Raw genomic sequence first — 12,072 nt, 5'->3', positions numbered from 1 at the left:
TCCTTAAAAACGGCTAACTCCCTTAGCACATGAATTTGCCACAGGCATTGGGCAAAACTATCCGAGATATTTTTAACATCAAACTCAACTCTCGGTGTTCGCCTTTCGTGGTGGGGTCAGGCTTGCGTTATTAGCGCTTTTGTAACACTCTGTCTTGAAGCACAGGATATTGTCAAAAACACAATAACACAAGCCTGACCCCGTTGGCGCATATAAAAACGCCAGCCTTGAAATGAAGCCCGAACGTTGAGTATCAAAGCTATCTTTGTCCGCCACTATTAGAATCCCTTTTAACTCAATGAAAAGCTGAGCTTGATCACAGTGTCGGCCACCTTGTGTCAGAGGCAGGCTTCATTTTTTTATTTTACTGTGATAATAAACCTCTACAACAAATAAAGGAATCACAAGTTTTTGGTCTACCATTGAAATAGATTGGTTGATGGATCAAAGGATAAATATATTGAAATGAGTAAACGGGCTTATATCCACGGAAATCATCGATTTGAATGGACATGGAAACGTGCCAATGACGAAAAATTTCCTGTAGAAGTGATGCTTACATCAATAGAAATGAATGGGGTTTCTTTGTCCCATGCACTTTTGCGGGACATCACCGAAAATAAGTTGGCCCAGGAAGCTGTACGTAAAACCAGTAGGGCATTGAGGTTGCTCACCGAAACCAACAGAATTATCGGGCACGCAAAAAATGAAACTCAAATTCTTAATCATATCTGCCATCTCCTTGTTACAAAAGGAAATTACAGGTTTGCATGGATAGGATATGCCGTCCATGACAAAGAAAAAACGTACGGCCCATAGCCCGGTATGGTTTTGGACAGGAGTTTCTTGACAACCTGCAGGTTACCTGGGCTGATACAAAATGGGGGCAAGGCCCTGCAGGGAGGTCAATTCGGGAGTGCAAACCGATTATCTGCCCTAAAATCTCGTCTGACCCTAATTTTATTCCCTGGGAAAAATTAGCAAAAGAGCAAGGACTCCTTTCAGGCATTGCTTTACCGCTGGTGTTCGACAGTCAAGTCTTTGGCTCTTTGTGTATTTATGCTGCCGAAGAGGATGCCTTTGGTGTTGAAGAGGCAGAACTTTTAGAGGAGCTTGCAAATGATATATCCCATGGCATTATGGCAATCCGTGCCCAGAAAAATCTTCGCCAGGCTAAAAATTTCTTGCGTACCGAACATGAAAAACTCCAAAGTGTTTTAAATGCCATTGGAGACAGTCTGTACATTGTCAACAAGGACTACCTCATTGAATTTCAAAATATGGTTTCCAAAAAAACATTTGGAAAGCTGACCGGCAAAAAATGTTATCAAGGCATTTTTCAACGGAAAAAACCTTGCGAATTCTGCCTTATGCAAAAGACCCTGGGTAAGAATCGTATTCACCAACTGGAGACACCTCCTTTAAATCAAAAACAATATGATGTTGTTTTTTCTCCCTTCCAGGAAGCAGACGGAGTTATGAAATCTGTCGTCGCCATAAGAGATATTACCGAAAAAAAATATATTCAGGCAGAGACCCTGCGTGCAGACCGTCTTGCTTCCCTGGGTGAACTTGCCGCCGGTGTTGCCCATGAGATCAATAATCCAATTACCAGCATTATAAGTCTTGCTGAAATTCTTACGGATAAATTCCACAAACTTGGCGGAGACAAGAAAATTCCCGAACGAATCATCCACGAAGGAGAACGCATTGGAAATATTGTCAAAAACCTGCTTTCATTTGCAAGGGATAAAAAAGAAGAACATGGTCCAGTCCATATAAAAGATATCCTGCAAGCGGCACTTGAGCTTGTGGAAAAACAAATCCATAAGGATGGTATACATTTATCGGTAAACATTCCCTCTGATCTGCCGAAAATCAAAGCGCGCAGCCAGGAAATTCAACAGGTTTTTTTGAATATTCTCAGCAATGCCCGGTATGCGTTAAATACAAGACACACAGGCTTTCATAAAAATAAAACTCTCGAAATAATTGGAGAAATCATTAAGATCGGGAACAATGAATATGTCCGCATAACCTTTTATGACAGGGGCACAGGAATTGCTCCAAACCATATCAATCGCGTTGTTGATCCTTTTTTTTCCACCAAACCCCATGGGGAGGGAACAGGATTAGGGCTTTCCGTCAGCCATGGCATCATCAAAGCCCATGGAGGAAAACTCAGGTTTGAAAGCCAATCAAATCAGTATACAAAAGTCATGATCGACCTGCCGATCAACAACACCAAATGGCCATCAAGGGGGAAATGTGAAATCCAAAATTCTTGTGGTTGATGATGAAGAAAATATCCGTTTTGCCTTTGAAATGATTCTTGGGGAACAGGACTATGAGGTAATGACGGCCATGGACTATGATTCAGCGCTTAAAATCATTTCAAACACTAAGCCGGATCTGATAATTACCGATATTATCCTTGGGGGCCACACCGGCATTGCTCTTCTCCATGAAATAAAAAACAAGGGGTTTGATTGCCCGGTTATCATGATAACCGGGGAACCCAATCTTGAAACCTCAGCAGAAGCCGTCCGACTTGGTGCCTTTGACTATATTGCCAAACCCATTCGAAAGGAGACTCTTTTACGCATCATCCATCATGGACTTCGACACAAAACACTTTTGGACAATAAAAGGCAGCTGGAATCGGAGAATCTAAGGGTTCGTCGTAATATGGAGGCCATCTTCAGAAGTTTAAAAGATGGGATTATCACGGTGGACAATACCCTACAGGTGATTGAAGTCAATGAGGCGGCAAATCATATCTGCAAATTTTCCATGAAAAATATCATTGGGAAAAATATTGAAGAGATTCCAACAGATTGTAGCAGATCCTGCATTGAACTTTTAAAAGAAACGTTGAAAACAAAAAAAACAACCGAGGAAATTCGAATTGAATGCAGGCATTCCGACAACCCGCAGCAGGTAGTGCTTTTAACCAGTTCACCCCTCAAAGATGACGGGATTAACTCCCTTGGAGCTGTCCTTGTTGTAAGGGATATTACAAGACTTACCCATCTTGAATCCCAATTGAAAGAGCGACATCAGTTTCACCGTATCATCGGAAAAAGCAGCCGAATGCAAAAAATTTATACCATCCTGGACAATCTAGCAGAAACCGACAGTACCGTTTTGATTACCGGTGAAACCGGAACAGGCAAAGAACTTGTGGCCAATGCCATTCATTATAACAGTATCCTTAAAAAAGGCCCTTTTGTAAAAATAAATTGCAGTGCCCTTGCTGAAAATCTTCTTGAAAGTGAATTGTTCGGACATGTTAAAGGCGCATTTACAGGTGCTGTTAATAACAAGAAGGGTCGATTTGAAATGGCAGACAAGGGGTCAATTTTTCTGGATGAAATCGGCGATATTTCTCCTTCAATCCAGCTTAAACTATTAAGGGTGCTCCAGGAACAGGAAATCGAAAGGGTTGGGGATTCAATCCCGATAAAAATTAATGTACGCATTATTTCTGCTACAAATTGCAATCTAAAGAAAAAGGTTAAAAATGGCGAGTTCAGAGAAGATTTATATTACCGGATCAAGGTTGTGGAGCTTCCGATTCCTTCACTTGCCCAAAGACGTGAAGATATACCTCTTTTGTCACAACACTTTTTGGATGTGTTCAATTCCCGGTTCAAAAAAAAGATTAACGGACTGTCCAATGAGGTAATGACTGCCTTTATGAATTATTCCTGGCCCGGAAACATAAGAGAGTTGAATCATGCAATAGAACATGGTTTTGTTTTATGTCAGGGGGAGACCATGCTGGTAGAACATCTACCTTTGGAATTAAAAGAACATTTAAACAAAGAACAAACCTTATGCTCAAAAAAATCAACTGTCACCAAAGAAGACATATGTAACGCATTGGCACAAACGGACGGAAATAAATCCAAAGCGGCCCGTCTGCTCGGCATCGGCCGCAGAACAATCTATCGAAAGATTGAGGAATATCAAATAACATAACTGTGCAGTGCACAGTTATGTGCCGCGCACAGGTGTGCCGCGCACACTTTTTACCCCCCCTCCCCAGGACATGCCTCCCATATAGATACCTATAACCACTTACAATTACTTATAGCTACCTCAACAATCTGACAAAAAAAATAAAAAACTTTATTAAATATTTTTCCTATGTTTTGCATACAAATTGCAAATTCAAGATATTTGTTTTTGGCTTTGTTAAATTAGGGGTCTTATTTTTAAACTCACATGTAACTATTTAAAATTATCCGATCATGCAGGCGACCAGGTGAATGTCACAAAAATTTACAATAATTTAAAGAGGTTAAAAATTATGAGCATAAGCTCTCAATAAATTGGGGCAAACAAGATATTTTCAAGATCCAAATCTTAATGATGCCGGGTAAGTAAAGATCTAATCATGCTTTATTGCCCTGGTTTATTGAGAACTTACCACTGTGCATCCAAGACCCCTGAAACACGAAATGAGCCTTTCTTTTCAGAACAATTCAAATTAATAAGGATTCCAATGAAAAATTTCAGTTTAGGTTTAGGTTTAAAAATTGCCTCAGGTTTTGCCCTTCTCATAATAATTGCCATGGCACTGGGTTCTATGGCCATCTGGAACATGGATAAAGTGGGAAATCAAGCCACCACGCTGGGTCGTGAGTATGTGCCGGAGGTGGCTGTGGCCATGGAGCTAAAAGGGGCTGTCAATGGCGTGATGTTTGAAATGAGGGGATATGGATATACAGCAAAGGAAACCTTCTACAAAAAAACCCAGGAAAATCTCAAAAAGACGCACGCATCTCTGGAAAAAGGTCACACCCTTCAGACCGCATCACCCCATTTAAAAGAACTGGGAATCCTTCTTCAGGATGGCACCAAAGCCCTTGACACATACGAAGCCCTGATCCAGCAAACCTTTGATCTCAATAAACAAATAGCCGCCAACAGAGAAGCGCTGAACGCATCTGCCGAGAAATACATGGACAATTGCAAAGCCTATCTGTCTGGTCAAAATGAGAAGTTGACAGAGGAAATAAACGCTGGAAATGAAGGAAACAGCAAGGCTATCCTTGAAAGACTGTCCAAAGTAACCATGATCAACAATGTCATTGATTATGGACATGAGGCCAGAATCGGAGCCTTCAAATCCCAGGCCCTGCGCAGCCCTGAAATAATGAAAGATGCCATGGGATATTTTCCAAAAATAAACAACGAAATTGCAGCACTGAAAAAAATAACCTTCCGTTCCGAGGATCACAAGCGAATTGATGAAATCAAAATGGCCGGAACTTCCTACAATCAGGCCATGATCGACTTCCTGGAAAACTGGCTTACACTGGAAAAACTGGCAGAACAAAGAACCATTGCAGGAAATAGTGTCACCGATACCTGTGATGTCGTAGCCCATACAGGCATGGAATCCACACAAACAATTGCCAAGGAAACCATGAGCGCCCTTTCCCTTGCCTCCACCATCATGATAATCGGACTTATCATAGCCCTTGTACTGGGTATTCTTGTGACATTTGTCATAACCCGCAGCATCACAAAACCAATTAATCGCATCATTGCAGGTCTAAATGAAGGCTCCGACCAAGTTGCCTCGGCCTCGGGCCAGGTCTCCTCTGCCAGCCAGTCCCTGGCCGAAGGTTCATCTGAACAGGCAGCCTCCATTGAGGAGACCTCTTCGTCCATGGAAGAGATGTCCTCCATGACAAAAAGCAATGCAGAAAACGCGGGTATTGCCAATTCTCTCATGGAAGAGGCAGGCCATGTGGTGAACACCGCGAACACCTCCATGCACGATTTAATCCAATCCATGGAGGAGATCTCAAAGGCCAGTGAAGACACTTCCAAGATTATTAAAACCATTGATGAAATTGCATTTCAGACTAATCTTCTGGCCCTGAATGCAGCTGTGGAAGCTGCCCGGGCAGGTGAAGCCGGTGCTGGTTTTGCCGTGGTGGCCGATGAAGTAAGAAATCTGGCCATGAAAGCCGCCCAAGCGGCCAAAAACACCTCGGAACTCATCGAAGGGACCGTTAAAAAAGTCAACGATGGTTCTGTTCTGGTCTCCACCACCAATGAAGCCTTTCTTAAGATGGCAAACAGCACTACAAAAGTCGCCAACCTGGTATCTGAAATCAGTCAAGCATCCCGGGAACAATCCAATGGGATCAGTCAGGTCAACATTGCCATCACCGAAATGGATAAGGTCGTCCAGCAAAATGCAGCCAATGCCGAAGAGTCTGCGTCTGCATCAGAGGAAATGAGCGCCCAGGCAGAACAACTCAAAAAGTATGTGGAGGATTTGGTCATTATTGTTACGGGCAACCGTAACCAGAGCAACGCATTAAATCAGCCTGTCGCCCGCCCAAGACAGATGAAACCCACCAGCAACAATCCCCGCACAATTCAACAGCAAAAAGGAAAAATGCTGAGCCATGGTTCAAATGAGGTCAAGCCAAATGAGGTGATCCCTTTTGACGAGGATGAGAATTTTACCAATTTCTAAGGGGGCATCCTTCACTTGCCTCACTTGCCAGTTTACACTTCTTGGAGCAATCATCCTAATCTTTCAGGAACGATTGCTCCAAAAATGCAACGTACTTTGGGGGCTGATGTGAAGGGTGCTAAATTTTAAATTTGGCAAAGATCTTGTTACAAGTATATTCGGCGAAATGCTATTCTTAATGGCAAACCAATTGTCCAAATTAGCATTTCAAAAATTAGAACAAAAACAAATCGTATTAAAACAAAAAAAAGTGGAAAAGCAACTGACCTTTTACAAAAATCACCTTGAAAAAAGGGAGCTTGTTATTCACGAACATGCAAGAATTTGCCTTGAAATTACAGACACGGGTAAAGGAATGGATACTCATACAATTAAAAGGATTTTTGACCTTATTTTACAACCAAGGAAAAAGGTAAAGGAACCGGGTTAGGGCTTGCCGTTGTTCATGGTATTGTGAAAAATTATCATGGTGAAATCATAGTGCACAGCAAACCCGACAAAGGCACATCTTTTTTTGTGTATCTTCCTGAAATTAGCCCCACCAAACAAAGACTGTCTGCCAAGCATCATCCCGGCCATCAACTTAATGGGCAAGAGAGCATTCTTGTGGTTGATGATGAAAAAACCATTCTTGTGATGCTTGAGCAGATACTGAGCCGTTATGGTTATCGGGTCAGTTCCTATGCCAACAGCATCAAAGCCCTCAACGGAATGGCTGGTCAGACTAAACCTGACAAAATTTTAATGAAACCCGTATCAAATGACGATCTATTAATAACTATTCGAAATATTCTTGACAACAGGTCCATCGAGTCCTCCCCTTCGAAATCCCCTTCACCTCAATGAAAAGCATAAGGCACAGTTCCGGGGCCCCGACATTGATATTCTGCAGAACATGGCCAAACAGGCCATGACCGTTATGAAGCAAGCATATCACGGCTTCGCTTAACCGCGCAAAATTCCCCGCACATGGTGCACACAGACTCCTCTTCCGGCTGGGAAGATGCCCGATATGCCCGGGCCTTCTCAGGGTCCATGGCAACTTCAAACTGTCCCTCCCAATCCAGTTCAAACCGAGCCTTGCCCATTTTGATATCAGGCTCCATGGCCCCGGGGATGCCCTTGGCAATATCAGCAGCATGGGCTGCAATGCGGGAAGCCATGATCCCCTCTTTCACATCGGAAAGCTCAGGCAGGCGCAGATGCTCCGCCGGGGTGACATAACAGAGAAAATCTGCCCCGTGCATGGCAGCCAAAGCGCCGCCAATGGCAGAGGTGATGTGATCATATCCCGGTGCAATATCCGTCACCAGGGGCCCCAGCACATAAAAAGGAGCATTGTGGCAGAGCTTTTTCTGAAGCTTCATGTTCATTTCAATCTCATTCAACGGCACATGGCCCGGCCCTTCGATCATTACCTGTACGTTCTTTTTCCAAGCGCTTTTGGTCAGTTCCCCCAGGGTAATCAACTCTTCAATCTGGGGACCGTCCGTGGCGTCTTTCAGACAGCCAGGGCGCAGGCCATCGCCAAGGCTGATGCAGATATCATTTTTTTCACAGATATCCAAAAGCCTGTCAAAATGCTCATAAAAGGGATTTTCTTTTTTATTTTTAATCATCCATTCCATGAGAATGGCCCCGCCCCGGCTCACCACCCCTGTAAGTCTGGGATTGGTGTGGATACTCTGCACCACTTTCTGGGTTAAACCTGCATGGATGGTGATAAAATCAATCCCGTCCGCCGCATGTATCTCAACGGTTTCAAACCACTCTTCAAGGGTGATCTCTTCCCCCTTTTTTCCCGTACGGGTAAGGGTGTCGTATATGGGAACCGTGCCGATCATCACGGGCATTTTCTCCACCAGCTTTTTTCTAAAGGCCCGGGTATCCCCCGAGACAGAAAGATCCATCACCGAATGCGCCTTCATGGCAACGGCCATGTCGGCTTTATCAAGCTCCAGGTCAAAATGACAGCAGTCTTTTGACACCCCGAGATTGACATTCACCTTGGTCGTTAATCCCCTGCCAATGGCAATGCCCTTGAGATTTTTATGGTGAATATTGGCAGGCAGGGTAATCTCTCCTGCGGCAATTCCCGCCAGAAGGTCTTTTTCGGAAATCCTTTCCATGGCAAGTACATCTGTCATCTGGGGGGTTACAATGCCTTTTCTGGCAGCGTCCATCTGGGTGGTATATGTGCTCATTTTTTATATTCCTTCAATTGAGTCATTGTATATTTTTTTTATTTCTCGGATGGTGGCAGGAATATCGTCTGCCCCCACAATCTCACTTACAAGGCAGATGCACCGGGCACCCGTTGCCACGACTTCTGCAAGGTTGTCCTTTTTAATCCCGCCAATGGCAGCAAAGGGAATGGTATACCGGGTGGCAACATGATGAAGATAGGACAAGCCCACAACATCAGCGGCATCCTCTTTGGTCCGGGTGGCAAAAATCGGTCCCACCCCGATGTGATCTGCCCCATCTTTAATGGCTTTTTTTGCATGATCCGGGCAGTTGGTGGAACACCCGATCATCATTTTAGTCCCCACCAGATTTCGCAACGCCTTCACCGGCAGATCATCCTGCCCCACATGAACCCCATCGGCCTTTACCATCATGGCCAGATCGGCAAAATCATTGACGATGAAAGGAATTTTCGCCTGCCAGGTAATTTCCCGGATGGCCATACATTCCTCATACATCTTCTGCATGGTTTTTTCATGGCGCTTTTCCCGGTATTGTATGATATCAATGCCCCCCTCAATCATGAGTCGGGCCACGGTGACATTGTCCCTTCCCCGGGAAAATTTTTCCGCCAATATACCATAAATTCCCTGGGGCAAGGCCATTTTTCCCTGAGGATTAACATTTTCAGTATCTTTCATTTCCCTATCCTTTGACTCAAGTATCCAGTTTCCGGACCTTATTTTTATAAAAACGAGGGATTTAGTTATTTTATGGGCCAGGCATCCTATTCGGCGAAACCAACGGGTTCGGCATGTACATTATTCATCCATATCCATAAAAATCGGAATTTTTTGATAATAATGCCCATAATACAAGGCTGCCCCCGCCCGGATACAACTCTCCCTGCCGGTTAACAAAAAGAACCTCTACGGATCTGGCCTTGTCAGGTCAGGAAATGACGATGTGAATGGAATGGAATGGAATTCTCTTGGAAAATATATGAAGTGACTTGCGAGATGTCCATAGCTTCCCTACGCCGGCATTAACCGTATCAGGTTCCAAGGGTCAGGTTTTAACCTTCTCAGCTTTTTACAGCCCCCCCAGCAAACAAAATTTCAACAAGTATGAAATTTTCAGTCTAATTTGTCAATATTTTTTTAAAATCGTTATTCTATAAGGCCTTGGCCAATTTTTACAATCTACCTTGATAAGGATCACAGGGCACAGTATATTTATGATTAAAAAAACGCATCATATGCCTGATGAACTAACCAAAGATATAAGGCTCATATCGGATTCCAGGGTCTTATCCGGTTGGCAAAGGTATTTATATTCAGACTGCCTTTGATTGTCTAAGAATTGAGCACAATCTGTTCCAATTCTTTTTTCAGATTCAGATCAATGGGCGGGAGGGTATAGGCCGCCAGCATTTCATCTGCCCGGTCCGAGGCCTGCTGAACCAGGGATTTTTCCCGGGCAGCCCATTTGTCATAGTTGGTCCGGGGAAACAGTCGGGGATGAAACAGTTCGGTTTTAAATCCAGCAAGTGTGTGTGGACTTGTCATAAAACTATCATGGGGTCCTAAATTAACAAGCAGATCCACCACATTATCAAGGGAATCCAGTCGGCTTTCTCTAAATGCCGTGTACCCCCGGACATAATCGGCCAGTTCCGCATCCATGATCAGCTTCTCCCGGGAGGCCGAAGCAAAACCCGCCAGGATACCGCAGCCGGGGAGGAAATTGATGCGGTTCCGGGTGTCACACACAAAGTTAAACATGGACTCCGCGCCGGCATGGAAATCACACTCCTGGGAATCGTTCATGCCCACATTACCCCGGGTAAGGAGCCCATAGCGCTTGGCCACATCCGCAGCCAGATCTGCCATGGTTCGGCTCTCCGGTCCTCCCAGGGTAACACACATGGAGCGCATGTCCGTACCACAGGGAAACGCGCCATAAAAAACAGGCAGTCCCGGCTGAATCAACTGAATCAGAACAAGTGTGCTTAACACTTCACAATTATTAAGAACCACATTCCCCATGACGGAACAGGGACCAGTCATGCCCGCCGACGGGCAGGGAGATATGCATATGGCAATGTTATGACGGGCCATGGCCATGAGCATTTCCCCCTGATCCCCGGCCAGGGCCAGGGGAGACAGGGTATTAATGGTTGCCTGGGCAAATACCTTGTCAGGAGAACTTTGAAGCTCGTCCAGCGTTACGTCAAAGGCCCGACACAGCAATTTCAAATCATCAATGCACGACACAATGTAAGGCTTATCAGAATAAAGGATCTGGGCTGCCATCATGAATTCGTAAAGCCGTTCCGTGGGAAGGCCCATGGGATAAACCAGGGTCCCGACCAGGGCAATGGCATCCAGCATTTGCCCCAGCTTCATGGTGTCCACATAATCCCGGCAGGTGGCCTGACGTCGCTTTCCCGTGGGGGGCATGATAAAAGGAGCGGATCTGCCCATGCCGTAAAAAACAGAATCCAGATCAAAGTTTACATGGAAAGACGGATTACGGGCCAGCAAGGTAAAGCTGCCCGGAGTCTGGGCAATGGCCGTTTCCACCTGGGCTTCGGTGAAAAAAAGGATATTCCCATCACTTCTGATGCCGTGTCGGGTGGCAAATTCCACCAGTCTCGGGGATTCTACCCGGATCCCCCGTTTTTCAAGGATGGCCATGGTGGCATTGTGTATAAGCCGAAATCGAGAATCATCCAGGATTTCCTCGGCGGAACTTGACGGATATTGATTGTGTGCCATTGCACAATACTCCATTTAAAGCAATTTTTGCGTTAACCAAAGAGCCAGATAATGGAGCATAACTACTATGTTCACCATAGCGTGTAAATACTAAATTAATATATCACATATAAACATTAAAATTTCTGATTATAACGGATTTGAGGGAGGGGTTGGTTCAATAGGCAAAACGCCATATAATCATGGATAAGCTGCCATTTAAAATTGACCAATAATTCATTCAAAGGCTTTTGGGCGTATCAGGCCATTATTTACCACATCAATTATTTTAAAAATTTATGCCCAGTCCCTCCCAAAAAAATCCGTTATAACCACTACAATTTAAGTGTTTTGAATGAATGGTGACGAAATTTGATTTCATTGCCCAACGCCCCCTACTGATTAACTCCTGTTATTGAGGATTATACTCATAAATAGTTACATACATATTTTTTTGTGCTTGTCAAATTTTTTTTTTACTGATATGCATTTGTGCAAGTTTATTTTTTGATTGAAACGCCCGTCATTTGGGACTCTTGAGCGGTTGTTTGAAAAATATAAATGATGGGGATTCCCAATAGTCTTATTCCATATTCAATTTTTTGTTTTATCAGTTTGGGG

At 44.1% G+C, this 12,072-nt stretch carries 9 protein-coding genes and 1 riboswitch; of the genes, 6 read left to right on the top strand and 3 right to left on the bottom strand.

Features of this window, described 5'->3' with window-relative positions; genetic code table 11:
• Nucleotides 1-465: 465 nt before the first annotated feature.
• From ACYQ2M_RS16155 to ACYQ2M_RS16130, 6 genes are all read left to right on the top strand, one after another.
• Nucleotides 466-819, top strand: a complete 354-nt coding sequence (locus tag ACYQ2M_RS16155; RefSeq protein ID WP_459917397.1) for a hypothetical protein — start codon at nt 466-468, stop codon at nt 817-819.
• Complete coding sequence (locus ACYQ2M_RS16150; protein ID WP_459917444.1) at nt 816-2,294, top strand: GAF domain-containing sensor histidine kinase; 1,479 nt, start codon at nt 816-818, stop codon at nt 2,292-2,294. The genes ACYQ2M_RS16155 and ACYQ2M_RS16150 overlap by 4 nt, the downstream gene beginning before the upstream one ends.
• A complete protein-coding gene (locus tag ACYQ2M_RS16145; protein ID WP_459917396.1) occupies nt 2,269-3,984 on the top strand; it encodes a sigma-54 dependent transcriptional regulator in 1,716 nt (571 codons plus the stop codon). The genes ACYQ2M_RS16150 and ACYQ2M_RS16145 overlap by 26 nt, the downstream gene beginning before the upstream one ends.
• Before the next feature lie 526 nt (nt 3,985-4,510).
• A complete protein-coding gene (locus tag ACYQ2M_RS16140) occupies nt 4,511-6,505 on the top strand; it encodes a methyl-accepting chemotaxis protein (protein ID WP_459917395.1) in 1,995 nt (664 codons plus the stop codon).
• Between the two features lie 115 nt (nt 6,506-6,620).
• A complete protein-coding gene (locus ACYQ2M_RS16135; protein ID WP_459917394.1) occupies nt 6,621-6,935 on the top strand; it encodes a hypothetical protein in 315 nt (104 codons plus the stop codon).
• A gap of 50 nt (nt 6,936-6,985) precedes the next feature.
• Nucleotides 6,986-7,351: a hypothetical protein gene (locus ACYQ2M_RS16130; RefSeq protein ID WP_459917446.1), complete on the top strand. Its 366-nt coding sequence runs from the start codon at nt 6,986-6,988 to the stop codon at nt 7,349-7,351.
• Nucleotides 7,352-7,422: 71 nt separating this feature from the next.
• Here the strand turns inward: ACYQ2M_RS16130 and thiC are convergent, their stop codons facing one another.
• From thiC to ACYQ2M_RS16115, 3 genes are all read right to left on the bottom strand, one after another.
• On the bottom strand, nt 7,423-8,709 hold the full coding sequence (gene thiC / locus ACYQ2M_RS16125) for a phosphomethylpyrimidine synthase ThiC (protein WP_459917393.1): 1,287 nt from the start codon (nt 8,707-8,709) through the stop codon (nt 7,423-7,425).
• Nucleotides 8,710-8,712: 3 nt separating this feature from the next.
• On the bottom strand, nt 8,713-9,393 hold the full coding sequence (gene thiE / locus ACYQ2M_RS16120) for a thiamine phosphate synthase (protein WP_459917392.1): 681 nt from the start codon (nt 9,391-9,393) through the stop codon (nt 8,713-8,715).
• Nucleotides 9,394-9,706: 313 nt separating this feature from the next.
• Nucleotides 9,707-9,807, bottom strand: a riboswitch (TPP riboswitch).
• A 240-nt stretch (nt 9,808-10,047) separates the two neighbouring features.
• Nucleotides 10,048-11,472 (bottom strand): trimethylamine methyltransferase family protein, encoded by a 1,425-nt coding sequence (locus ACYQ2M_RS16115; RefSeq protein ID WP_459917391.1) that lies wholly within the window; start codon nt 11,470-11,472, stop codon nt 10,048-10,050.
• Nucleotides 11,473-12,072 lie beyond the last annotated feature (600 nt).

Source organism: Desulfocicer niacini (assembly GCF_054657595.1).
The sequence above is the reverse complement of the archived record's forward strand: the minus strand, read 5'-3'. Positions and strand labels throughout refer to the sequence as shown.